Source organism: Bifidobacterium sp. WCA-178-WT-4B (genome assembly GCF_009696495.1).
Lineage (GTDB): Bacteria > Actinomycetota > Actinomycetes > Actinomycetales > Bifidobacteriaceae > Bifidobacterium > Bifidobacterium infantis.
Map to the genome: position 1 here is coordinate 1 of NZ_VULV01000008.1, position 24,668 is coordinate 24,668.

Genomic DNA, 24,668 nt, shown 5'->3' on the forward strand with positions numbered 1-24,668 from the left:
CCGGGAATCCGAGCGCTTCAGCGGTGGCTTTGTTGAAACGAATGGCGGAATCGGTGACGGTCAGAACGGTCTTGCCCACCGGCTTGACCAGCTGAACCTCCTCGAATCCCTGAAGCAATGAAGCCATAGTTGCTCTCCTTATTGCATTGGTCACGTGTCTTTTTTACGTCGCTAATTGTAGCCAGCTAATTTCGTATTATACAAATCCATGCATGCATGATTGCATAATTGAAGAACATTTGACCTGCGTATTGCGCTCCTCGAATAGCGCTGATTCAGCCAATGCCAAGGAAAAGGGGAAACGGGAACCCGCGATATCAGCCGTATTGAATATAGAAGTATGCAATTTCAGCATCGCGATGGCTGACCGGTCTTTTTGCCGGCTCTATCTGCCGCTCTGCAAGCCAATTCCTCGGTCGGCAAGCTTGGCTCGGGTGTAGTGTTCGGCCATCACGGAACGGCATTGATTGCCGGTGCATGCATACATGATCTGCATACCGACGTCCCTTCTCAAGTGTTGTGAGCATTCCCTCGTTTATTTCAGTGAGCATTCCTCGTGAATATGCGTGCGTTATGTACCGTAGCAATAACATGGAAAAACCGGGAATCATCGACTCCCGGTTCAGTGGTATTCGCGAACTATGCTTCAGCGTCTACCGTCCATTATGTCAGTCACGTCAGCGACGATGGCACCATCGTAGTGCACGGTGACGGATTCGTTCGGTTGGAATGTGCCTGCAGGGAACGTCACGGTAGCGGTGGTGCCGCTGTAAGTGGACCATTATCTGACGCACGGGCGTCGGGCGAACCGCACGATGCGCCGGTTGGGGTATCCGAGCAAGGCGCTTCCGGCCGCGTGGATCGACGAGCTCGCGCCCGGCGAACACCGTGTCAGGCGAGGCCCGGTCCCCGACGGGCCCAAACGCGAGGCCGTGCTCAGGGTCGCGTCCGGCGAGATGACGTCGCGGCAGGCGGCCGCCGGTCTGGGAGTGGATTCCTCGGTCGTGAGAAACCGGAGACGGCAACTGCTAGGCGAGCGGAAAGGGACCGCGGTGGCGAAGGACGAACCAGAACGCAAGGTCGGCATCGCGCGCAGCACGTACCACTTCACGTCACTAGGAACGAAGATAAGACGTTGCTGAAGCACCACAGAGGTTCCTATAGCCCCCCCCATCTAAGCACTGCAACAAAAAGACCCCGACCATCTCGGTCGGGGTCTTTGTCGTCAGTAATGCTCGAAGTAATCGCTACGAGCAGAAGGTCACTCGGTGACGGCCTTCTTCAGCAGGGAGCCGGCGGAGATGCGAACGCCGTAGGAAGCCGGAATGTCAATCTGCTCGCCAGTACGCGGGTTGCGGCCGGTGCGAGCGGCGCGCTTGACGCGCTCAGCGGAGAACAGGCCGGTGAGCTTCAGGCCTTCGCCGGACTTCATAGCCTCGACGAACACATCCTGGAAGGCGTTAACAGCAGCCTCGGCCTGAGCCTTGGTCAGGTTGGACTTCTGGGCGATCTTCGAGACGAGATCAGACTTGTTGTATGCCATAAAGCATCCTTCTTGGGTCAGGGGGCGAGCACTTTTGCTTCGTCCACGTTTTCATCAACGATACTAGCGCATGTTCCTGCGAAAACCCGCATCGTATAAGGCTTTTCACATCTATTTCGTGTTCTGAAGCCCAGGATGGACAAAAACGGACGGATCAGACGAGGTTATGACGGTCGAGCCACTTCATAGCGGCTGCGCCCAGAGGAATTCGTAGCCAATAGAACACCACGCGATGCAGCAACGTGGCGGATAGAGCTACGCCCTGAGGCACACCGACCGCCACGAATGCGAAGGTCAACGCGGCTTCCACACCGCCCAAACCACCGGGGGTGGGCACCGCGGAACCCAACGCATAGGCCAGCATGAAGACGAACGTCGTTTCAATCGGATTCGATGAATAACCGAACGCTTGCAAGGCCTCCCAGAAAGCGAGCCCAGTGGTCGTGTTCTGGAACAGTGCGCCCAGGCAGCTGACCGTGAGCTGTCGGGGCTGGGAAAGCACGTCCAGCAGCTGGTTGATATACGTCTTGGCCAGCGGCATAAGACGACGGGTCACCCAGTGGCGCAACGGCGGAATCATCATCGCAATGGACAACACCACAACCACTACGCCCAGCACAAGGACCAACGTATTCGTCGGAATCGCGCCGGAGAACATATTGCGGCCGGTGAATAGGCCAATCAACACCAGCATGGAGAAGTACACGGCGTAATACACCACGAGCGCGGCGCTCATGATTGCGGTGGCCGGGGTGTTGCGATAGCCGGATCTGCGCAGAAACTGCAGGTTGACGAACGCGGGCCCCACGCCGGCCGGCATGGATACCGTGGCAAAGCCGCCGGCAACCTGACTCATGAACACGCCCGTGTTATCTCGCTTGCTGCGATCCATGAGAGCGCCGAGCGAAATCGACGATCCGATCCAGCCGCAGGCACCGAACGCGAGCGTTACCACCGCCATCAACGGGTTGGCGTTGGTCAGCGCGGTTATGATTTCCTCGGGCTTCAACTGGGTGAAGACCACGACCACAGCCACGATGACCAGCAGCATGGTGATCATCGAACGCCAGGAGAAGCGGGCAAGCGTCACCGGCTCGGCGGATTCGGCGGTCTCCTCATCAATTATGGTGTTGATGTGGTCTCGCAGTTCCTTGAGCAGCTGCTTGTCCCATGTGACCAATGCGCGTGTGGGGGAGGGAACCGCGACTTTCTGGATGAACGGGGCCAGCGCGGTCAACGTCGTGTCGCCCCAAGATTCACGGGCAGCCGCGACTGCAGGTTTCACGCCGATCAACGCGGCGAACAGCGCAAGCAACTGGACCTTGTCAAGCGCGGTATTGGCCGGGCCGGAAGCGTTGTCGCCATTCAGCCAGCCGGCGATAACCGCAGTGCCATCTTCAAGCCTAGCGAGCGTATCAGGCGTGATGCGCCGGTGCGTATATCCACGGCGATTCGCCACAGACAGATATCGCATATATGCTACGGCGTCCGCTTGGGTGAGCGTGTTCAGATTGGCGGGCATCTCGATGGTGTGCGCATCCAGCACCAGAATCGCGGACTCGTCCGTATCGGCGATGCCGTAGGGGGCGGGCGCAGGCAGTTTGATATTGTGCAGGCCGAGCAGCATAGCAAAGTGATGCTGAACGGCGTCGCGCACGGAACGATCGCGTCGAATGGACACGCTGGTAAAACGTACCCAATCCCAGAGTTGCTTCAGATAGCCGACGGTATGGGTTTGCGCGTCGATGACGGAAACGATGAACCGGCGGTTATTCGCGGTCTCCACATCGTAGATGCGTGAGCCTTCCGCCAAATCGTCATCCAAAGTGGCAGACAATGAGCCATGGCTGATTCCGGGCTCCTGATGCCGGATGAGTGAGGTGGTCTCTAATCCGATGCTTGAGAGCACCGCGACGAGATCTTTGCCCCACACGCCTTTATTCTGCGTGCCGACCACGAATCGAATAAGCATGCCCACCGTGCGACCGGCGGCCATCGAAACCAGCATGCCGGTAACCGAATGCCACGAAAGCACCACCATCACCGCGGCGATGGCATACAGGATATTCCAACTCCATTTGACCGTGGAGCGGGTACGGCGTGGCCCGGCGGCGGTCAGGAAGGACGCCATGCCGGCGTAGATGTCGGGCAACAGCTCGGAACCGAATGAGGTGGCGGCTGAGACCAGTGCCATTGGCAGGGCGGAATCGTTCAGACTACTGATTGCCGTCGATATGACCCACACAATGCCGTATCCGGCAAACATGGCCAGCGCGGACACCGCAGCCTGCAGCCATTCCCGGGCCAGTAGCAATTGAGCGAGCACGATGATCACGATGACGATGGTGGCCAGCTGCGTCAGTACGGTGGAGGGGAAAGCGGCCAGCCAGTTGATGGCTTGGGCGGCGGTATGCGCGTCGGATTCGACGCCGCGCGTCATGCCGCCCAGATATACGGCGAACACCATGACCACGGCGGCCATCAATAGCGACAGACTGGCTCGGGTCAGGTCGCCGAAGTCGCGCGTGCGGCGCGGGGCGATGTCGTCGATGTATGGTCCGGAATCGTTGCTGCCGTCGGTTGTCGAGCTGTCCGTTCCGCTGACAGCAAAACTGGCCGACCGGCCGTCACCAGAGGCGATCGGCCGGTCGGTAGTGGAGGAGGTCGCCTTGTCCGGGCGATCTTCCGTAGTGGACTGATCCTGTTCAGTAGTCATGAAATGGTTACCTGACGCCTGTCCTTGTTCGGTTCAGTTTGCGGTTTGGTTTGTGACTCAGCGCAGTAGTGTGGTGGATGCGATGGGCTCGAGGGACTCGCATCGCACCTATCTCAACGGTCGAAAGCGACGAGCTGGCTGGCCACACCGGTGTAGGTGGCGGGGGTCAGAGCCTTCAAGCGAGCGGCGGTTTCCGGGTCGAAGGACTGCTGGTCGATGAACTGCTCGACCTGTTCCTTGTTGATGGTGTGGCCGCGCATAAGCTCCTTGACCTTCTCGTACGGTTTGTCCATGCCGGGCAGGCCCTTGAGCTCGCAGGCGCGCATGGCGGTCTGGATCGGCTCGCCAAGCACCTCCCAGTTCTCATCCAGCTCACGCTCGATGACGTGGGTGTTCGGGTGGATGGACTCAAGGCCGCCCATGAGGTTGGTCAGGGCGAGCAAGGAGTAGCCGAGCGCGGAACCGATGTTGCGCTGGGTGGTCGAATCGGTCAGATCGCGCTGCCAACGGGATTCCACCAGCGTGGCGGAGAGGGTGTCGAGCAGCGAGCAGCTGATCTCGAAGTTGGCTTCGGCGTTCTCGAAACGAATCGGGTTGACCTTGTGCGGCATGGTGGAGGAGCCGGTGGCACCCTTGACCGGCACCTGGGCGAACACTCCACGGGAGATGTACATCCACACGTCCACACACAGGTTGTGCATGATGCGGTTGGCGTGGGAGACGGTGGAGTACAGCTCGGCCTGCCAGTCGTGGCTTTCGATCTGCGTGGTCAGCGGGTTCCAGGTCAGGCCCATGCGGTTGGTGACGAATTCGCGGGAGACGGCGACCCAGTCGACATCCGGGCATGCGGCCAGGTGGGCGCCGAACGTGCCGGTCGCGCCGTTGATCTTGCCCAAGTACTCCTGGTTTTCGATGTGCTTGAGCTGACGGTTCAGACGGTAGACGTAGACGGCGAGCTCCTTGCCGAGCGTGGTCGGTGTGGCCGGCTGGCCGTGGGTGAGGGAGAGCAGCGGCATATCCTTGAATTCCTCGGCCTTGCCGGCGAGGTGGTCGATGATGCGCTTGAACTCCGGGGTCCACACGTTTTCCATCGCGTTCTTGACGCAACGGGCGATGGAGAGGTTGTTGATGTCTTCGGACGTGCAGGCGAAGTGCACGAGGGTCTTCAGCTCGTCGTTGATGTTGGTCAGCTCGGCCGGAGCCTTGTCGATCTGATCATCGATGTAGTACTCCACGGCCTTCACATCGTGGTGGGTGATGGCCTCATGAGCGGCGTGCTGCTTGATGCCTTCGGCGCCGAAGTCCTCGGGAATGGCGCGCAGGAAGGCCTGCTCTTCGGCAGTGAACGGCTTGACGCCGTCAACGATCGGCTGGTTGCCGTTGCCCTCAAAGCCGTTGGCCAGAAGAATCATCCATTCGACTTCGACACGCATGCGTTCGCGGTTCAGGGCAGGTTCGCTCATGTATTCGACGAGCGGGGCGGTGGCCTTGTGATAACGGCCGTCGAGTGGGGTCAATGCGATTGCGGGGGAAATATCGGTAAGCTTCATAACCTCCAAGGGTACTTCCAGCCGTGAACCGAGCGGCTATACTGTGGTGCGGCGTTCCCGCCCGAGCCGTACAGGTCATGGCCTGGTATCTGATGCTGGCCATCGCCAAAACCGGTGTGCTCGACCGCCTCGCATCCGGCCGCGCACTCATCGGGCGACGCGCCTGACATTCTTTGCGCGCCACTTTCCCGGGAATGTTGCGCTGATAGAGGGGTTCTCGGGCCTGCTAGCGCAACAAGCCCGGGAAAGTGGCGCTAGCCGCGTCTCTGCGGTGATTGCATTGTGGGGTAGCTGATTGATTGCTAAGCATTGACAAGTTGATGTGCTCGTTGCCGTGAGACCCCGAGTATATCGCCTATTTGCTGTAGGGCGAGACCCATGCCATGTAGTTCTTGTGCCGCGGCACGAGTTTCCCGCGCTGCGTTCGATCTGCATTCCGCTTCTTCCTTCCGCAGTCGCCGAGCTTCATCAAGATGCGCTTGTACGGATTGCGGCAATTTTGTCTCTATGGTGAGTGCGAAATCAGCATCTTGTGTCATGACGGTGATAAGGTCGCGTGCCATATTTACTTTTAACCGCCGAACGCTGAACTCGGTGGTTCGCTCGCCAGGGGCAATGGTCGCGGACTAGGTCATGCGGCCTTGGTAGTAGCGGGTTTCCTTGAGTTCGCCGTTGATGACTTCCTGAAAATGCGCTTCGTGGCGTTGCACGGCGGGGGAGCCGAGATCGGTGGCGTTCTGATAAGCAGCCTGATGGTACTTAATCCAATGCGACAACTCTCTGCCGTTGGTCGAACCAGCCACGGGTGCGGCGTCATATGGGGTCAGACCGGTGATGGGCGTCGCGCCGGGAGTGCATGAGCCGTCCGAATGCACTGTGGATGGTGTTGCCGCGGGCGCGGGCGATACATGCCCTTGTACGGTGAGCCAGTTATCGGTGACCGGGTTGGCGGCACCATCCAGTGCGGCGACCAGTTCATCATCGATTTCCACGCTGGTGACCCACGTGCGTTGCGGAATCGGATGATTGGCCACCGGCGATCCGGCTGTCACCAAATGCTCGATGGTATATTCCTCCGCCCAATCCGAGGCAAGCGTGGCGGCAACGATACCACCCTGGGAATGGCCGATCAGCGCCACGGGCTCATCCTTGCCGATGCCTGCCTGACGCATCGCCTCGGCAACCATGCGAGCGCTGTCCGCTTTCCTGCGGCGCTCCTGATCGGCGCTCATCAGTTCCACGTTCTGCGCCCAGCCAAATGGTGAGTCAGGCTGTCCATCGGTACCCGGGATGGTGACCAGCCAGGAGTTGGTTCCATCAGCCCGTTCATAGCGTTGAATGGCGATGGTCCCATATTCGAGTCCGCTGTTCAGCTCGATTTTGCCGAGCCGCTCTTCGGCGAGTCTGCGCAGATTCTCCATTGACTCGGCCACCGATCCGCTTGCGCGGACGACGTCGGCATTCGCCTGCACCTCGCGCACTTCCAGATGATTGCCTTGGATGATGTCTTTCGCGGGTCCGGAGAAATTGGCGATTTTTCCCGCAGCCTTGTTGACCTCATCGGTGTGCGCAATGCTCTTGCCGATAGGTACGCCGCCAATGATTCCGCCCGCGCCGCTAAGCACTCCTTCCTGGAACGGATAGGTGAACGTGGACATCCATGCCGGGTTCGGTTTGCCGTCAATAGCCCAGCCGGCCAGAAAGCCGCCCGCCGCCACAGCGGCAACACCCACCGCGGCATATCCCGGTTTGGCCTGTGTGCCGGCCTGCAATAATTCGGTAAACATGCGCCGAGCCGTCATCTCCGCCTGAGAATACAGAGAGTGTGCGCGAATCAGCAGATCGGCCGTGCCACGCAGGTCATCGCTCAACCGCTGACATGCCGTTGCATGGTCATAACACCGATTGCCCAGCGCGGCATATGGTACAGTGACATGGCCGGGAACAACGGCGCTCGGATCGCCCGACTGCAAGGTGACGCACATCGGCGCACTATGCCGATGTGACTGTAACTGTAATGCGGCCGATTCCCAAGCCGTGGCTATGGCCGCAAATCCTGCCGCCTCGTCATCGAGAGCCTTGGCTATGGCGGCATATTCTTCAAGAGTGGCTGGCGCATATCCCACTCCGCCGTAAACGGACGATTCCACCTGCCAGTAATCGTGCTCGCTCATGATGACCCCCAAGCCAATCGGTGGGTGGTCTCCATGTCTTGCGCGAGACTAGCCGAATACTGTGCGGTGCGACTGAGCCGCGATCGGAATAGATCGGCGGCTTTACCGGTCCACACGATGTTGCGGGAGCGGTTCACGGCCACCGCCGTCTGGTCCGATTGCGCCAGTGTGGCCGCACGCTGGACGGACACGAGGTCGCGACTACGCTGTACCGCCGCATGGCAAGGGCAAGTGCCGTAATCGAACGGCGTCACCGTATTGCCGGCAAAGCCGCCGGTGGGATCGATGGGTGCTGGGTTGCTGGTGTAGGTATTCATATATCCAGCTAAAAGGACAGGACTCATGCTTGTCCAGCCGGGACGACCAATGTGGTTCTAGCTTGCCGATTTTGGGCGAATTTATCCCCAAGTGTTGTGCATAGTCGTAACGATTATCCACAAATAGCCTGTTTGGACATACCTCGGATCAGCCATGGGCTATCGAAAATTGGACAAACGCCAAAGCCGACAGCCGAAACCGGGAAACAGCCGCGATAAAGCCATGACCCGTGAGGGTGTGAGAAAAAGAGCAACCGTGAACGATTGCTCACCACGGCTTGGTAGCCCCGGTACCCTTGTTCTGCGTCGCCTTCTGCTCGGATTGGGTGGTGTTCGACTGGGTATCGGTGGATTGCTGATTGGCCTTCATCAGCTCCTCGACCTGCTTCTTCTGCTCGTCGGTCAACGCGCCGCCCTTTTTTGCATTGGATGAGGAACTCTCGGATTGCTGTGCCGACTGGGCTTGCCCGGAACCGGAACCGCTGTTCTGCGCCTCGGCCTGTTTCAGGGTGATCTTCGTCAGCTCGGAAGAAATCGAAGCATTGGTGTCGATGGCGTCCTTGACTTGCGGCAACAGAAGCGTGCGCATTCGCCCGGCCTCGGCGAATTGCGCATCGGTCTGCTGCTGTTGCGCCTTGAGCGTGTTGATATCAGTCGACTCGTCCTGAGCCGCTTTGATATTGGCGTTCAATGATGCGGTGGCCTGATTGAACGTAATCGAAGCGGACAGGTTTACTGACGCCACGCCGGCAACCAGCAGCAGCAATACGGCGCCACAAGCCAGGACGATACGTGCCCAAAGCGGGCATTTCGCCCGCATCCGAATATTCGCCGAGCCATCGTTCTCGTGGATTTCGTTACTGTTCCTCACAGCAGCCTCCTTGAGGTTGCGATCCATGCACCGACTTCCATGGCAAGCAATATCGCCAACGCAATGGCCAACGGCCATACCACCGGCGTGGTGCGTGTGCGCTCCTTGACCGTGGTGGTCATGCGCCATTGCTTCGACGACCTGGCCGAAACCACATCCGCCAAAGTCTGTGAAGCGTTTACGGCCACATATGTGCCGCTGATCTCGTCGGCAATGTCTTTAAGGTTCTTCTCATCCATCCTGGAGATGCCGGGTTCGCCGGTATCCGGGTCGATCACCCAGTGGTCCGTGGTATTGGAATCTCCGGCGCTGACGCCATCGGCGATGACGGGAATCTTGCCGCCCTCGGTCGAGCCGACGCCCACGGTAAACCCATCATTGAGATACTGGCGCAGTGACGAGAACGTACGGCGCTTCACATTCGAGGTCTGTTCGCCATCAGTGATGAGGTACAGCACAATCGCATCATCCGGGTGCGCTTCACGAATCGACTTCGCGGTCAGCAGCAATTGATCGATCGGAGCATCCAGACTGGAGCCCGCCGACACGGATGTGGCTTCCACCGCCAACGTGTTGGCCCAATTATCGATGGCCGGCGCATCCGGGGTCAGCGGCACATCAAGCGTTCCCGAAGCACCGAACCGTAACGCCGCGAAACTGGCGTCCGGATAAGCGGCGGTCACATCATGCACGGCCTGACGTGCGGCATCGATGCGGGTAATGGTCTTCTCGGACCCGTATGTGGCATCGGCCACCGCCATCGACCCGGTGGTATCCACCGCCACGATGACATCGGTGGCATTGATGGCCTGTGAGGTGGTAGACGATACCACGCTGGGAGTCAGTACCATCACCGCTACGATGAGCAGCATAAACGTACGACGTATGCAAGCCCACACGGTCTCGTCACTGGAAACACGGCGACGAACAAACAATACGATTTCGAGAATGGCCAGTACGGCGAGCCCGGCCGCCAGCAGTCCGCCGGCGACCCAGCCCAAGGCGGGGGAGAAGGTGAATCCGTTCATCGCCTCAACCTCCATGCACATACGATCCAGATAATGAGTATCACGGCCAGAGCAAGCGTCCACAGACCGGGAGCGTCCACCATTGAGGATTTCGCCTTGTTCTCCACATCCGTATCCCTACGCGACTGAATATCCCGTACCAGCTCATCTATCGACGCGCCATTCGATTGGGTGAGGAAGATGCCTCCATGCGACTCGATCGCGGACTTCATATCCGTTGTGGTTTGGTCCGATTCACTGGCTTTCGGCCCGGAATACAGGCCGTCCACGGTGATTTTGGTCTGCTGGGTCAAATCCAACGCTTCGGTCAGCGAATAGGTGGGTTTGCCCGACACGACGTTGTCGGTGGCCAGCACGATGGATGCCGCACGCTGACGGTCGGCATTCGCCTGATTGGCTTCGCCATAAGCGAAACCGGGGAGCATCGCCGCGCAAGACACCACGCCGTCGCCAATCAAGGAGGTGGCGTCCTTGCGGTTCTGCGTGCCTTCGAGCCAATTGGCGATGTCCTGATATTCGGCATCGGACATCTTATCGACGTCATCCTGCGACTCGACGCCTTTCAGCGCCTTGCTGGCGGAGGTCAACTGTTTGGTGACCAGTTCGTAGTCGTCGGTCAGCGGGAACACCGTGCGTGAGGTCGAGTTGAAGATACTCAAACCGATACGTTCCCCCTCGAAATGCTTGACCAGTTCCAAATAGGTATCGATGACCTCGCGATCATAGGGGAGCGTGGACCCCGACACATCCAGACACAGGACGATATCTCGGCTGGAAGCGCGTTCGTCACCGGCATCCACTTGGCTGGGGCGAGCCACCAGCACAACGGCCAGCGCCAGCGCAAGCACCAGCACGCTGATGGCGAGACGGCCCAAAGCGCGCCATTGACGGAACAGACGGGAAGCGTGCTCGGTATTGAGATCGTCGTCCATCGAGAATACAGGGGTGTCGTCGGCGGCGTTACGGCGGGCGAACACGACAATCAGCACGATAATCGCCAGCGCCGCCAAGACGCCGGCCAGAGCGGCCCAAGGCCAATGCCATGCCAGCATCATGAACGCCACCTTTCCACCAGATTCGCCACCCACTCGGCGGCCTGCTGCACGCTGGTCGTCTGGGCGATTCGGTTGCGGGCATCATCGGCAAATTCCGGTGGATACAACGCGCTAATGGTCTGCTTCAATGCGTCCAATCCTTGGCGATTCGCGGGCGTGCGATTCAGGTACGCCAAATCGGTCAGCGTACTGGAACTAAGCTCCCTGCCTGATGCGGCACCGGCGAAATCACGGGCGATGACGGCCAATTCGACGAAAGCCTCATGCCGGGGCAGTGTTCCGGATTCATGACGGGCCACCACATCGTCGATGCGGGCACGCCACTCGGCCTTGGAGCTGGCATTGCTATGAGTGCCACGCGCACGGTCGCTGTTCCGAGGTTTGCGTGCGGGGCGAGCCAGCATGATAATCAACGTGATCAGACCTACCGCCAGCAACAGGCATGCGACGATGGCCATCACCAGGGGAGTGGTCAAGGCCAACGACTCCACGGGCCTGAGATCGCCGGGATCAGTGGCGAGCGGGATGATGGGGAACATGCTGTGCATCATAGATCACCCGCCAAAGTCAGTCCGACCAGTTCGGGTGCAGTACCCAGTCTATTGCGTGTGGTGCGGGCCAATGCCCGGGACACCAGGGCGACGAAACGATCGAACATGGATTCGCTGGACGCGGCTCGAATGATATGGGAACCGACACGGGTGAGCTCCTGTTCCAAAGCCGCGGCCATATACGCGCGATGAGTATCGACCTCGGCCGCTGCCTTGGCGTTGCACAGGAATGCCGGCACGCGCCGTGCACTCAAGCCGTCGGCGGGAGCGTGACGGGATGAGACGGCCTTGAACGGATTCATCGTCGCAACATCGATCAGCACCATCGGATGGGTGCGGGTGATACGACGGATCGTGGTGATATGCCGCTCCTCCATCGCATGCTCATCAGTGGCCAATACGATCAATGCCTCGCGATCCTTGATACGGCGCGCATATTCCAGCAGTGCGTCGATATTACGGTGATGATCCCAATCACGGTCAAGCGCCTTGTCCAGCGTGCGTTCGAACTGCGCGAACCCACCGTTGAACGGCACGCGGGTGATGCTGGACTCATCGCCGAACACCAGCGAAATATCGTCCGACCGGCGCAACGACAGTGTGGCGAACATTCGCAGCGCATTGGCGGCAACCTGCCATGCGCGTTCTCCGGAAGGGCATACGCCAGTCATCTCCAGGCCAACGTCCATCAGCAACCAGACCCGTGACGTCGACAGGCGCTCGCGCTCGACCACCATGGGGCGGCCTTGGCGGGCGCTGGTCTTCCAATCGATAAGACGGGATTCGTCACCTGGCTCATAGGCATGCACATCCATCGCATCGCCGCTGCCGCCACGACGCCCGGATGCGTGTTCGCCCTCCAGCACGCCCAAAGCCTTCCTTACTGTAGGCAGGCTCAGCTGAGTGCCAAGGGCCTCGATCTTCTTGCGAACGGAATCGGAACTCACGGAACAGGAACCGTTTCGACGATCTTGTCGGCGATCTGATCGCTGACCACGCCATCGGCCAGTGCCTCGAACGTCAGCATAATACGGTGGCGCAGCACCTCATGAGCGAACGCCTTGAGATCCTCGGGCACCACATAGTCGCGCCCGGACAGCAATGCCTTCGCCTGGCCGATGCGGGTCAAGGCGATGGTGGCGCGCGGCGAGGCACCCAAACGCACCAAGGATGACAGTCCCTTGATGGGGCGGGAGCCGGCACCTCGTGACGTGGCGGTGATATCGACCGCATAACGCATGATCGCGTCGGAAACATGCACGCGGCGTGCCGCCTTGCGCAAAAAATCAACGTCGGACACGGAAATGCGTTCGCCGGTGATGGTGTCGGGACCGATCATGTCGGAGCCACGGCGGGTGAGCATGGCCAGCATCCGAGCCTCTTCGTCGGGCGAAGGATAGGTCATGACGGCCTTCATCATGAAACGATCCATCTGGGCTTCAGGCAGGTTGAACGTGCCCTCCTCCTCAATCGGATTCTCGGTGGCGATCACCATGAACGGCTTGGGCAAGGCGATACGCTGCCCGCCGACGGTCGTGGCACCCTCGGCCATGGCCTCAAGCATGGCGGACTGGGTTTTGGCATTCGAACGGTTGATCTCGTCCAGCAGTACGAAATTGGCGTGAATCGGGCCGATCTGCGTGGTGAACTTCTGCGACGCAAAATCGAAGACCTGCGTGCCCACCAGATCGGATGGCATGAGATCAGGAGTGCACTGCACGCGTTTGAACGAGCCGGATACGCAGGTGGCGAGTGTCTGGGCGGCCGTGGTCTTGGCCAAGCCCGGCACGGATTCGATAAGAATATGCCCGCCGGCCACCAAGGTCACGATAAGCGATTCGCGCAGATTATCCTGACCCACCAGTGTCTGGGCGAATCTCGCCCGAATGATGTCGGCCAGGATACGTGCGCGCTTGGCGTCATCGGCACCCAGCTGAGCCGACACGCCGGGCGCGGGAACGGTGACCGGTCGTGCGGCGGTGGTCTGCGAAGGTATGTTCGGTTGCGTGGGGAACAAAGTCATGCCCCCACTGTAACTACTTACAATGACTGTTGGTCTGTCTAAAGAGTCCAATCCACCGGTTCGGCACCCATGGTGACTAGGGCTTGATTGGCTCTGGAGAATGGTTTGGAGCCGAAGAATCCGCGGGAAGCGGACAGCGGACTCGGGTGAGGCGATTTGATAATGAAGGCATTGGTCAGCAATGGCTCGAGGCTTTGCGCATTACGCCCCCAGAGAATCGCCACCAGCGGCTTGGGCTTGCCATCGGCGTTCGTGCGCGCGTTCAACGCACGAATCGCGGCCTCGGTGACTTCCTCCCAGCCTTTGCCCTGATGCGAATTCGGCCGCCCGACGCCGACGGTCAGACATCTGTTGAGCAACATCACCCCACGTTCCGTCCACGGTGTCAGATCGCCATTGGTGGGCATGGGCGCCCCAAGGTCGTCAACCAATTCCTTATAAATATTGACCAGGCTTTTCGGCAGCGGGTGAACATTCGGCGCCACGCAGAAGCTCAAGCCCACCGGGTGACCCGGGGTCGGGTAGGGGTCCTGGCCGACAATCAGCACCTTGATGGAATCGAACGGGATGGTGAACGCGCGCAGAATATTGTGGCTTGCCGGCAGCCACGGGCGTCCGGCGGCGTTTTCCGCACGAAGAAAATCGCCCATATGGTGGATGGTGGGCTCCACGTCGGCCAAGGCATGGGCCCACCCCGGCTCTACCAGTTCGCTCAATGGTTTGATCATGACTCACCACTGTAGTCAAACGTGCATATCCGGTGCACGGGGCGTGGTGTGGTGGACTGATGAGTTGTTTGCCGATTACACTCATGGGTAGTTTTGATAGGAAGAAAGGGCGATTATGGCACGCGACACGATGACCTACGAATCCTATGAACCGGATTCCTTCGACAATCCTCCGAAGGGGCCGGTGGGAGTCCACCGTGGCGCTCGTTCGGTGGTGGCCCGCCTCTGCCCGTTCATCGTCGTTATTCTGGTGGCCGCACTGTGCGGTGTCGGGGCCTGGGCATGGATTTCCGGGGAATACAAGAATGTAATAGGAGGATCGTCCCAGACGGCGACCACGTCCAAGTCCGATTCGTCCAGCAAGGCTGAGACCAAGAACAGCACCAAGGATGATTCCTCGTCCACTTCGGCCGATTCGTCCAAGGACTCGACTTCGGATTCGGCAAAGTCCGATACCGACAGTGACACGACATCCTCGAATGAGAATCAAAACTCCAATCAGCAGTCTCAGCAGTCCGAAGCCACCGCGACTGTGAATAAGGCCACGCAGGTGCGTGTGGTCAACGCCACAGGAATCCAAGGATATGCAGCTCGGCAGGCCGATGTGCTGCAGACCGCCGGTTACACCAGCGTCGAGGCGACCAATCCGAGCGGTACATTGCCGGCTTCTTCTGTGGTGTGGTATCAGAATGAGACCGATAAGGCCACCGCCGAGGATGTGGCGACCGCGCTTGGCATTTCGGCTGTGGAGCAGGTGCAAGGACTCGCCGTTCCCATTACGGTGGTGTTGCTCAACTAGCGTTGTTGATGCGCCCCTTATATCGGCGTGAAATACATCGAAAACTGTGAGCGTTCTCGCGTCTATGGAATAATTCGTACCGAAAATGTGCCGCTGCGGTTGGGATTGTTCCCTCGTCGCTGTACAATCGTCATCTAGTCGCGAGGTAGGGGGAGCGCGATGAGGTTCTTTTTACGTTCCCTATAGGTTTTGTGTCGCGACGCCTAAGGGAACAAAGGAAAGACCAGATATGGCACAAGGTACCGTGAAGTTCTTCCTTGCCAAGAAGGGGTTCGGGTTTATCCAGCCGGACGACGGCGGCGAGGACGTTTTCGTGCACTACGCGGAAATCAAGGACGACGGCAGCACCAATAAGTTCAAGATGCTGTACGAAGGCGATCGCGTGGAGTATACGCCCGCTTCGTCCGGCAAAGGCACGCAGGCAAAGGATGTTGTCAAGCTGTCTTCGGGTGAAGCCCGCTCCGAGTGAGCAACACGCACGCAAGGATGTGCATTGAAGGCCCTGACCGTTTCGACGGTTGGGGCTTTTTCATGCCCAAAGCGCAATCGCCGCCGATGATGTTGGCACTCGGCGGTCGCGAGTGCTAATGTCTGGGTTAGCGCTCGGAGGTCGAGAGTGATAATCGGCAGCTGACGGCTGGTCGTCACGACTCGACGCTTGCGAGTGATAACCGGTATACCTAGCCATTTGGAGGAATACGCAACCATGGCAAAGATCATCTCTTATGATGAGGAAGCCCGTCAGGGCATGCTGGAGGGCCTTGACAAGCTCGCCAACACCGTCAAGGTCACCTTGGGCCCGAAGGGCCGCAACGTCGTGCTCGACAAGACCTACGGCGCTCCGACCATCACCAACGATGGTGTGTCCATCGCCAAGGAAATCGACCTTGAAGACCCGTACGAGCGCATCGGCGCCGAGCTGGTCAAGGAAGTCGCCAAGAAGACCGACGACGTCGCCGGTGACGGCACCACCACTGCGACCGTGCTTGCTCAGTCCCTGGTTCACGAGGGTCTGAAGAACGTGGTCGCCGGCTCCAACCCGATCGCCCTGCGTCGCGGCATCGAGAAGGCCACCGAGGTCATCGTCAAGGAACTCGTCGCTGCCGCCAAGGACGTCGAGACCAAGGACCAGATCGCCGCTACCGCCACCATCTCCGCCGCCGACCCTGAGGTCGGCGAGAAGATCGCTGAGGCTCTGGACAAGGTCGGCCAGGACGGCGTTGTGACCGTTGAAGACAACAACCGCTTCGGCCTGGACCTCGACTTCACCGAGGGCATGCGTTTCGACAAGGGCTACATCGCCCCGTACTTCGTCACCAACGCTGACGACCAGACCGCAGTGCTCGAAGATCCGTACATTCTGCTGACCTCCGGCAAGGTCTCCTCCCAGCAGGACATCGTGCACGTGGCCGAGCTGGTCATGAAGACCGGCAAGCCGCTGCTGATCATCGCTGAGGACGTCGATGGCGAAGCACTGCCGACCCTGATCCTGAACAACATCCGTGGCACCTTCAAGTCCTGCGCCGTCAAGGCCCCGGGCTTTGGCGACCGTCGCAAGGCCATGCTGCAGGATATGGCCATCCTGACCGGTGCTCAGGTTGTCTCCGACGAACTGGGCCTGAAGCTCGAGTCCGTCGACACCTCCGTGCTCGGCCATGCCAAGAAGGTCATCGTCTCCAAGGACGAGACCACCATCGTTCAGGGCGCTGGCTCCAAGGAAGACATCGACGCTCGCGTGGCCCAGATCCGCGCTGAGATCGAGAACACCGACTCCGATTACGACCGTGAGAAGCTGCAGGAGCGTCTGGCCAAGCTGGCCGGCGGCGTGGCTGTCATCAAGGTCGGCGCTGCCACCGAGGTTGAGGCCAAGGAGCGCAAGCACCGCATCGAAGATGCCGTGCGTAACGCCAAGGCCGCCATCGAGGAAGGCCTGCTGCCCGGCGGTGGCGTGGCCCTCGTTCAGGCTGCTGCCAAGGCCGAGAAGGCTGAGGCCGTCACCTCCCTGACCGGCGAAGAGGCTACCGGTGCCGCCATCGTGTTCCGCGCCATCGAGGCCCCGATCAAGCAGATCGCCGAGAACGCCGGCGTGTCCGGTGACGTGGTCATCAACACCGTCCGCTCCTTGCCTGATGGCGAAGGCTTCAACGCCGCCACCGACACCTACGAAGACCTGCTGGCCGCCGGTGTGACCGACCCGGTCAAGGTGACCCGCTCCGCTCTGCAGAACGCCGCCTCCATCGCTGGTCTGTTCCTGACCACCGAGGCCGTCGTTGCCAACAAGCCGGAGCCGAAGCCTGCTGCCCCGGCCGCCGGTGCCGACATGGGCTACTGATCCGCAAACGATCGCTAGCTGATTGAGCTGAAAGGGGATTCCTTCGGGAGTCCCCTTTTTTGTATTCTGGTTCCCTCTTTGAGGGGAGCTGTCGAACGCAGTGCGACTGAGTGGGGAGCTACGGTGTAGGGATACTCCCCTCAGTCTCGCTTCACGATCCAGCTCACCTCCGGGGGAGAGCCAAGAAACTAGCTGGCAAACAGGCGCGAAGCTTGGATTTCGGCGTCAGCGTACACGGTGGAGGCTTGCGTCAGCGAGCGTTGGATGGACTCGAGTGAGGCCTCCATCTGCTGTTGGGCCGCACGCCACTGTTCGGCTACCGCGGTGAACTGGGTGGCCGCCGAACCTCGCCATGCGTCCTGCAAGGCATTGAGATTGGTGTACATGCCGCCCACGGCCTGCCTGATTTGCGAGATCGAAGTGGCCACTGCGGCCGAGGATGATTGGATTCGCTCGGAATCTACCTGATATTGGGGCATCGTTGCTCCTTTTCTAGAGGGTTAATGGTATGTATGGCGGCCGCTTGCCAATACCGGCCGCTAAGGTGGAGGATATGTCAACAACGAATCGGGCAGACGGAAAAACAACTATTGTGGTCCTAGCTTCGGAGCCGTCCTGTTCGGCCTTCGGGAATATGGTCCGAAAATGGCTTGTTTGCGCCATTTGCGCCCTTGCTGCAGTAGCGATGAACGCAATGTGGATAACCGCAAATGCCTATGGGGATAACTCGGGCGACAGCTCTGACAGCTCCAGCAGCAGCACCGACAGCGGCGTGACCATCACCGAGAACATCACGGATACGGAAAATCTCCTGGGCTCCCATGCGGCCAAAGTCACGGATGCCATCGCCAAAACCGAGAAGGAAACCGGTGTACACGTGCATCTGCTGTATCTTTCCAGTTTCAATAGTCAACAGAAACCGGAAGACTGGGCGGCAACCGTGATGGAGTCCATGAATCCCAAGCCGAACACAGTGATGCTTGCCGTGGCCTCGAATGACGGCAACCTAGTGGTCGTCGTGTCCAAGAACTCCGATAAGTGGCTTCTCGATAACAAAACCGTCGATAAGCTATCCGAAGCCGCACAGCAGCCGTTACTGGAAAACCCACCGAGCTGGTCTGGCGCGGCAACGGCAATGATGGATCAAATCGTGAAATCCAAAAAAGCCTCCACCTCATCGTCCACGGTGACCGTAGGCATAATCATCATGGGTGTGGTGTTGGTGGCGCTGGTCATCATCATCGTGGTCATGGTGGTGATTCGTCGGCGCAAGGAGATCAAGAAGGATTCCAAGGCCGAACTCCAAGATGACATTCAGGAAACGCCCAGAAGAGCACGACACTCTAGAAGGCATGAGTAAGCCTATTGAAGCATCGATTGTTGTTGTCGACGACGAGCCGTCCATCCGAGAACTGCTGGTCGCTTCCCTGCACTTCGCCGGATTCGAGGTAAACACCGCCGCTTCCGGTTCCGAAGCCATTGAGGTTATCGAAAAAGTGCAGCCTGATCTCATCGTGTTGGACGTCATGCTGCCTGACATCGATGGATTCACCGTCACCCGCCGTATCCGCCAGGAAGGCATTACCGCCCCTGTGCTGTTCCTCACCGCTCGTGACGACACCCAAGACAAGATCATGGGCCTGACCGTCGGCGGTGACGATTACGTCACCAAGCCGTTCAGCCTCGAGGAAGTCGTGGCTCGCATCCGCGCCATTCTGCGCCGTACCCGCGAACAGGTGGAAGATGACCCGATTATTCGCGTCGCCGACTTGGAAATCAACGAGGACTCCCACGACGTGACCCGTGCAGGGCAGCCGGTTGACCTGAGCCCTACCGAATACAAGCTGCTGCGCTACCTGATGGACAACGAGGGCCGAGTACTGTCCAAGGCACAGATTCTCGACCATGTCTGGCAATACGACTGGGGCGGCGACGCAGCCATCGTCGAATCGTACATCTCCTACCTGCGCAAGAAAGTCGACGGCATCGAGGTCGACGACGGCGAAGGCGGCAAGCGCAAGGTTACCCCGCTGATTGAAACCAAGCGCGGCATCGGATATATGATTCGCGAACCGAAGAACTAGTCGCCCCATCCATAACGCATCGTAATCTCATGAGTATCCCCGATAAGCAGTCAGGCGGCGTACCGCCGAGCAGCACGCCGAACGCCGCCCCGAACACGAATCCCATGCCTGCAATGCCGCCATTCGCCGCCCATTTCCAAGAGCGGAACGAACGTAAGAAAAACATGCTGATGCGGCATATCGACCGTATCTCGTTGAGCAGCAAGCTGGTGGCCTGCACCATCGCCGTGCTGCTCATCGGCGTGTCGGTGATTTCCTTCTCCATCCGCGCGTTGGTGAACAACTACATGCTGCAGAAAACCGACACCCAGTTAAGCTCGCAAAGCCAGCTGGTGGTCAACAATATCGATCTGCTGTCAAGAAATGACTCATCGGGGCCGAACTCGTACTTTCTGCAGATTCAATATACCGACGGCACCAAAGACAAAGAGGGCAATCCTCTGGTCGTGACCCCGCTGATGCCGCAGATGCAGGACGGTATCGTATCGGTGCCGATTCTTCCTACCTATGGCGATACCAGTGGCATCACGCTCGGCCAGGCATTCACTACGCAGGCAGTGGCCAAGCAGATCATCACGGTGCAGTCCGACAGTGCGGACAGCCAGAACGATCCGGCCAACGGAAACTCCAATTCCTCTGACACCATCACCAAGGTACTGGCCAACCCCACTGTCAATGCCAACCATGCCGCCATCGTCACGGCGAGGGCACCATGGCGTATTCTGCCGGTGACCTTCCAGCAAAACGGCAAGGACCGGGCCGTGGTGTACATCGGCTTGTCACTGGCCGACCAGATCGACACCGTCAACACACTCACCCGATACTGCATTGTGGTCGGCATCGCCGTGGTGCTGCTCGGCGGCTCCCTGTCCACGCTGATCATCCAGCACACGATGACGCCGCTGAAGCGCATCGAGAAAACCGCTGCAAAGATTGCCGCCGGCGACCTGAGCCAGCGTATTCCTTCCGCGCCGGAAAACACCGAGGTCGGCTCCCTGGCCGCCTCGCTGAACTCCATGCTCGCCCGAATAGAATCCAGTTTCCATGAGCAGGAGGAGACCACCGACAAGATGAAACGGTTCGTCTCCGACGCCAGCCATGAGCTGCGCACCCCGTTGGCCGCCATCCATGGCTATGCGGAGCTGTATAAGATGCAGCGCGATATGCCTGGTGCCTTGGAACGTGCGGACGAGTCCATCGAACATATCGAACGGTCCAGCCAGCGCATGACGGTTCTTGTTGAGGATCTGCTGTCTTTGGCCCGTCTCGATGAGGGGCGCGGCATCGATGTGACCGGCACGGTGAAACTCTCGTCGCTGGTCACCGACGCCGTCGATGACTTGCATGCGCTCGACCCGGACCGTGCCGTTCGCCGCATGCAGATTTCCCTCGAACCGGCGCGCGATTTGAACCATCCCGCCGAGTTCAACCTTGCCGAAGGCGATTGGCCCGAGGTTGTACTGCCCGGCGACGCCTCTCGGCTGCGCCAGGTGGTGACCAACATCGTGGGCAACATCCACCGCTACACGCCTGCCGATTCGCCTGCCGAGGCCGCGCTCGGTGTGATGCCGGCCGCCATCGATCCAAGACAGCTCGCTCGCATGCCCGCCAGCGACGCGTCAATGCGGCGGTTCATCGACGCCGCCGAAGTAGGTGCCTCGATGCAGACCGGCTATCGATATGCCGTATTGCGTTTCGTGGACCATGGCCCCGGCGTGCCGCCTGAATCACGCTCGAAGATTTTCGAACGCTTCTACACCGCGGACCCGTCCCGTGCCCGAGAAAAGGGCGGTACCGGTTTGGGCATGGCCATCGCGCAATCCGTGGTCAAAGCACATCACGGCTTTATCTGCGCCACCGGCACCAATGGGGGAGGCCTGACCTTCACCGTGGTGCTGCCGATTGAGCAGATCGCCGCTCCTGAGCCCAAACAGTCCACCGGAAAAACCAAGGACGCCAAACAGAAGACTTCTTGGTTCAGCTCTGAGCGTAAGACTCAGGCGACTCAGCCCAAAGCGTGAGGTCAAGCCCTGTGAGGTAAACTGTACCTTCGGTTTACTATTTCCATTGAGGATTAAGGAAGGTTCGCAATGCCCACCGGTCGAGTTCGTTGGTTTGACGCAGCCAAGGGTTATGGCTTCATCACCAGTGAGGAAGGCAAGGACGTGTTCCTGCCGGCTCAGGCCCTACCCACTGGCGCCACCACGTTGCGCAAGGGGGCCAAGGTGGAGTATTCCGTGGTGGACGGCCGTCGTGGGCCGCAGGCCATGGATGTTCGCCTGATCGCCTCCGCTCCCAGCTTGGTCAAGGCCACCCGCCCGAAGGCGGATGACATGGCCGCCATCTGCGAGGACCTCATCAAGATGCTTGATGCGGCTGGCAATACGTTGCGCCGTCACCGTTACCCATCTGCTGCCGACAGCAAAAAGCTGGCCACGTTGCTGCGTGCGGTGGCGGATCAATTCGATGTACAGGACTGATCTGATCTATGACTGATACCACCGAAACCATCGTGACACCGGACCCTCACGCCATCGCGCGCGCCGTGCTGCTCGAAGTGGCCGACGAGAGCGATCAGGTGGGGGATTTCGTTACCTCATATGATCTTGAGGATCATGTCACTGACTTCCGCTTCGCCGCGAATATCCGTGGCTACGAAGGATGGCAATGGTCGGTGACGCTGTATCACGACGAGGAGATCGACTCCTGGACCGTCAGCGAATCCTCCTTGATCCCCACTGAGGGCGCGTTGATGCCGCCCAAGTGGATTCCTTGGAAGGATCGCCTTGAGCCCACGGATCTGGCTCCCACCGATTCGATCGGCACCGATCCGGATGACGAGCGCATCGAGGAAGGCGAAGTCGAGGAATCCTCGCTGCAGGATGTCAACGATGCCGTCGAGGCCTTCCGACTGACCCGCCGTCACGTGCTGACCTCGTTGGGGCGTGCGCAGGCTGCCAAGCGCTGGTATGAAGGTCCGCGAGGCCCCAAAGCGTTGAGCACCAAAACCGCCGAAGGCAACCTGTGCTCCACCTGTGGTTTCTTCGTGCCGCTCGCGGGCGAACTCGACCGTATGTTCGGCGTGTGCGCCAATAAGTGGAGTCCGGATGACGGTCGCGTGGTTTCCTTGGACCACGGCTGCGGTGAGCATTCCGAAATCGAACCTCCCGAGCCAAGCCAGCTGTGGGTGCAGTCCAAGCCTGCTTTCGACGATCTGCATATCGACGTGGTGGCCGACCGTCCGCGCAAGCAGGAGCCGGCTGCCCAGGACGAGGCCGAAGGCGAGACCGACAAGACAGGCGAGCCTGCCGGTGATGATATCGAAGCACAGAAGACTGTTGACGGGAACGCCGTCGATACTGAGCCCGCTGAGGAGGCGGCAGGCGACGGGACCTCGCAATCCCAGTCTGCCGGTGATGAGTCCGTTGTACAGAACGCATCCGATTCCGTTGTGGATGTTGATGCAGCTGATTCCAGCGACGAGTCCAAGTCTGATGCTGACGACGAGGCCACCGAAGAGGACATCCTCAACAACACCGTTGCCGAGGATGATGAGATGGACGACGAAGAGGATAACGTTCGTCCTTCAGACGATGTGACTCCTGAACTCGAAACCGTCATCGATCTCATTGAGCAGCTGCGCCAGAACAGGGCGGACGAGGAATAAAATAAACGCCAATCCTGCTCCCCAACAGCAGAATGTACTTTCGGATCAACTTATAGGTCTCAGCGAAGATGTTTCCTAAAAAGTAGATGGTGATGGGGTTGCAGGAATAAAGAATTCCTCCCTGCAAGCCCATCACCGAGGCGTGCGTTAGCACTCCATGCCGATTTCGGTGAATCAGTGCACCACGGTCACCGTGCATTCGGCGAAGTTCATGATCTGGCGGGACACCGATCCCAGGAAGTGCGCGTCCAGGCCGGACAGGCCACGCGAGCCGACCACCAGATGGCTGGCGTACCGCGATGCCGCGATCAGCCCCTTGGACGCGGGAATATGGAAGGCATTCGCGCTGACCTTGACGCCATCGGGAATCCGGGCCTTGGCCATCAGGTCAGAGAGAATCTCCTCGGCGCGGCGCTGACCGACCTTCACCGGTGCCACGGCGTTCTCATAGCCCGGAATAACGCCCAAATCCTTGAGCTGCCAGCAGAACATCACATGCAGCGGCGTGTCGTGCAGTCGTGCCTCTTCCAGCGCGAAGTCGAACGCGCGGCGGGAAGTCTCGGAACCATCCACACCAACCACCACCGGGCGGCGAGCCACCTCGACCACGGGCTGTGGCTGCGTGTAGTGGACCGGCTGGTCTCCTGGCGTCAGGGCATTGGCGATGGCATCGGTCACGGTCTCATCCTCGCTGCCGGCGATGCGCACCACGGTCACCGGCACTTCGGCGGCCTCGGCCAGCGAAGCGGACAGGGACCCCATGAACCAGCGGGCCACACGGCTCAGCGAGCGGCGGCCGACCACGATCTGCTGCGCATCATGGCCGATCTGCAGCAGGGCCGAAGTGCCGGAGGCCTTCACCGAGGTGAGCTTCAGATTCGCCGGATCGAAGTCGATGCCTGCAGCGGCCTTGTCGACCCACACACGCAGCTCGTTGGCGATATCGTGGCGGACCTTGGCCCAGGCCTCGTCGCTGTCCGGTTCGGACCCCATATCCCAGGAATGCGTCCAGCCAAACACGGCGTTGACGCTCTGACCGGTTAACGAAGCCTCCTCAAGCGCCCACTTCAGCGCGGCAAAGGATTCATCGGAACCATCCACGCCGACAACGATGTCGGGCTTGGTTGTCGCTTCACTCATTTCGAGCCTCCTTGTAATCGACTACGGGTGAATCTAGAACCAGCATATCGTTTTCTTATCCTCTTACGGCGCAATTCATGGAATCCGATG

General features: G+C 59.6%; 23 protein-coding genes and 1 pseudogene. 9 read left to right on the forward strand and 15 right to left on the reverse strand.

The features are described from left to right. Nucleotides 1–385: 385 nt before the first annotated feature. The 4 genes from FYJ31_RS13045 to purB form a co-directional block, all read right to left on the reverse strand. On the reverse strand, nt 386–496 hold the full coding sequence (locus FYJ31_RS13045) for an arsenate reductase/protein-tyrosine-phosphatase family protein (RefSeq protein WP_318156026.1): 111 nt from the start codon (nt 494–496) through the stop codon (nt 386–388). Nucleotides 497–1,261: 765 nt separating this feature from the next. Continuing rightward, a complete protein-coding gene (locus FYJ31_RS06745; protein WP_007053170.1) occupies nt 1,262–1,543 on the reverse strand; it encodes an HU family DNA-binding protein in 282 nt (93 codons plus the stop codon). A gap of 154 nt (nt 1,544–1,697) precedes the next feature. Beyond that, nucleotides 1,698–4,259: a lysylphosphatidylglycerol synthase transmembrane domain-containing protein gene (locus FYJ31_RS06750; protein ID WP_154536336.1), complete on the reverse strand. Its 2,562-nt coding sequence runs from the start codon at nt 4,257–4,259 to the stop codon at nt 1,698–1,700. 113 nt (nt 4,260–4,372) lie between these two features. Next, nucleotides 4,373–5,809: an adenylosuccinate lyase gene (gene purB / locus FYJ31_RS06755; RefSeq protein WP_007053172.1), complete on the reverse strand. Its 1,437-nt coding sequence runs from the start codon at nt 5,807–5,809 to the stop codon at nt 4,373–4,375. Between the two features lie 74 nt (nt 5,810–5,883). Between purB and FYJ31_RS06760 the strand changes: the two are divergent. Further along, nucleotides 5,884–5,976, forward strand: a pseudogene (locus FYJ31_RS06760) (ECF transporter S component); the annotation flags it as partial. A gap of 459 nt (nt 5,977–6,435) precedes the next feature. On the opposite strand, the gene FYJ31_RS06770 reads toward FYJ31_RS06760, so the two are convergent. From FYJ31_RS06770 to FYJ31_RS06810, 9 genes are all read right to left on the reverse strand, one after another. Further along, a complete protein-coding gene (locus tag FYJ31_RS06770) occupies nt 6,436–7,983 on the reverse strand; it encodes a PGAP1-like alpha/beta domain-containing protein (RefSeq protein ID WP_195839463.1) in 1,548 nt (515 codons plus the stop codon). Then, entirely contained in the window at nt 7,980–8,300 is a 321-nt protein-coding gene (locus FYJ31_RS06775; protein ID WP_014484677.1) for a hypothetical protein, read from the reverse strand. Before FYJ31_RS06775 ends, FYJ31_RS06770 begins: the two co-directional genes overlap by 4 nt. 268 nt (nt 8,301–8,568) lie before the next feature. Beyond that, nucleotides 8,569–9,066, reverse strand: a complete 498-nt coding sequence (locus tag FYJ31_RS06780) for a DUF6466 family protein (RefSeq protein WP_042988585.1) — start codon at nt 9,064–9,066, stop codon at nt 8,569–8,571. Between the two features lie 101 nt (nt 9,067–9,167). After that, the gene (locus FYJ31_RS06785; RefSeq protein WP_154536338.1) at nt 9,168–10,199 is read right to left on the reverse strand and encodes a vWA domain-containing protein; all 1,032 of its coding nucleotides are present in this window, start codon (nt 10,197–10,199) and stop codon (nt 9,168–9,170) included. Beyond that, nucleotides 10,196–11,254 (reverse strand): VWA domain-containing protein, encoded by a 1,059-nt coding sequence (locus FYJ31_RS06790; protein WP_154536339.1) that lies wholly within the window; start codon nt 11,252–11,254, stop codon nt 10,196–10,198. Before FYJ31_RS06790 ends, FYJ31_RS06785 begins: the two co-directional genes overlap by 4 nt. Then, on the reverse strand, nt 11,251–11,805 hold the full coding sequence (locus FYJ31_RS06795) for a hypothetical protein (protein ID WP_195839464.1): 555 nt from the start codon (nt 11,803–11,805) through the stop codon (nt 11,251–11,253). Before FYJ31_RS06795 ends, FYJ31_RS06790 begins: the two co-directional genes overlap by 4 nt. Continuing rightward, a complete protein-coding gene (locus FYJ31_RS06800; protein WP_326831191.1) occupies nt 11,802–12,752 on the reverse strand; it encodes a DUF58 domain-containing protein in 951 nt (316 codons plus the stop codon). Before FYJ31_RS06800 ends, FYJ31_RS06795 begins: the two co-directional genes overlap by 4 nt. Beyond that, nucleotides 12,749–13,828, reverse strand: a complete 1,080-nt coding sequence (locus FYJ31_RS06805; RefSeq protein ID WP_012577084.1) for an AAA family ATPase — start codon at nt 13,826–13,828, stop codon at nt 12,749–12,751. Before FYJ31_RS06805 ends, FYJ31_RS06800 begins: the two co-directional genes overlap by 4 nt. Nucleotides 13,829–13,866: 38 nt before the next feature. After that, nucleotides 13,867–14,556: a uracil-DNA glycosylase gene (locus FYJ31_RS06810; RefSeq protein ID WP_154536340.1), complete on the reverse strand. Its 690-nt coding sequence runs from the start codon at nt 14,554–14,556 to the stop codon at nt 13,867–13,869. 115 nt (nt 14,557–14,671) lie between these two features. Here FYJ31_RS06810 and FYJ31_RS06815 point away from each other — a divergent pair, with 115 nt between their 5' ends. From FYJ31_RS06815 to groL, 3 genes are all read left to right on the forward strand, one after another. Next, nucleotides 14,672–15,355 (forward strand): LytR C-terminal domain-containing protein, encoded by a 684-nt coding sequence (locus FYJ31_RS06815; protein ID WP_065474050.1) that lies wholly within the window; start codon nt 14,672–14,674, stop codon nt 15,353–15,355. Between the two features lie 229 nt (nt 15,356–15,584). After that, nucleotides 15,585–15,824, forward strand: a complete 240-nt coding sequence (locus FYJ31_RS06820; protein ID WP_007053186.1) for a cold-shock protein — start codon at nt 15,585–15,587, stop codon at nt 15,822–15,824. A 237-nt stretch (nt 15,825–16,061) separates the two neighbouring features. Then, nucleotides 16,062–17,687, forward strand: a complete 1,626-nt coding sequence (gene groL, locus FYJ31_RS06825; RefSeq protein ID WP_012577087.1) for a chaperonin GroEL — start codon at nt 16,062–16,064, stop codon at nt 17,685–17,687. 188 nt (nt 17,688–17,875) lie between these two features. Here groL and FYJ31_RS06830 read toward each other — a convergent pair whose 3' ends face one another. Then, the gene (locus tag FYJ31_RS06830) at nt 17,876–18,166 is read right to left on the reverse strand and encodes a WXG100 family type VII secretion target (RefSeq protein WP_007053189.1); all 291 of its coding nucleotides are present in this window, start codon (nt 18,164–18,166) and stop codon (nt 17,876–17,878) included. Nucleotides 18,167–18,381: 215 nt separating this feature from the next. Between FYJ31_RS06830 and FYJ31_RS06835 the strand changes: the two genes are divergently transcribed. The 5 genes from FYJ31_RS06835 to FYJ31_RS06855 all read left to right on the forward strand — a co-directional run bounded on the left by FYJ31_RS06835 (nt 18,382) and on the right by FYJ31_RS06855 (nt 23,438). Beyond that, the gene (locus tag FYJ31_RS06835) at nt 18,382–19,047 is read left to right on the forward strand and encodes a TPM domain-containing protein (RefSeq protein ID WP_014484680.1); all 666 of its coding nucleotides are present in this window, start codon (nt 18,382–18,384) and stop codon (nt 19,045–19,047) included. Beyond that, nucleotides 19,040–19,771 (forward strand): response regulator transcription factor, encoded by a 732-nt coding sequence (locus FYJ31_RS06840; protein ID WP_012577089.1) that lies wholly within the window; start codon nt 19,040–19,042, stop codon nt 19,769–19,771. The genes FYJ31_RS06835 and FYJ31_RS06840 overlap by 8 nt, the downstream gene beginning before the upstream one ends. Nucleotides 19,772–19,800: 29 nt before the next feature. After that, the gene (locus tag FYJ31_RS06845; protein WP_195839465.1) at nt 19,801–21,792 is read left to right on the forward strand and encodes a HAMP domain-containing sensor histidine kinase; all 1,992 of its coding nucleotides are present in this window, start codon (nt 19,801–19,803) and stop codon (nt 21,790–21,792) included. 69 nt (nt 21,793–21,861) lie between these two features. Beyond that, complete coding sequence (locus tag FYJ31_RS06850; RefSeq protein ID WP_007058573.1) at nt 21,862–22,251, forward strand: cold-shock protein; 390 nt, start codon at nt 21,862–21,864, stop codon at nt 22,249–22,251. Between the two features lie 8 nt (nt 22,252–22,259). Next, entirely contained in the window at nt 22,260–23,438 is a 1,179-nt protein-coding gene (locus FYJ31_RS06855; RefSeq protein ID WP_154536341.1) for a DUF3027 domain-containing protein, read from the forward strand. Between the two features lie 174 nt (nt 23,439–23,612). Here the strand turns inward: FYJ31_RS06855 and FYJ31_RS06860 are convergent, their stop codons facing one another. Beyond that, nucleotides 23,613–24,578 carry a universal stress protein gene (locus tag FYJ31_RS06860; RefSeq protein WP_012577092.1) on the reverse strand — a complete coding sequence of 322 codons (966 nt, stop codon included), beginning with the start codon at nt 24,576–24,578 and terminating at the stop codon, nt 23,613–23,615. Between the last annotated feature and the right edge of the window lie 90 nt (nt 24,579–24,668).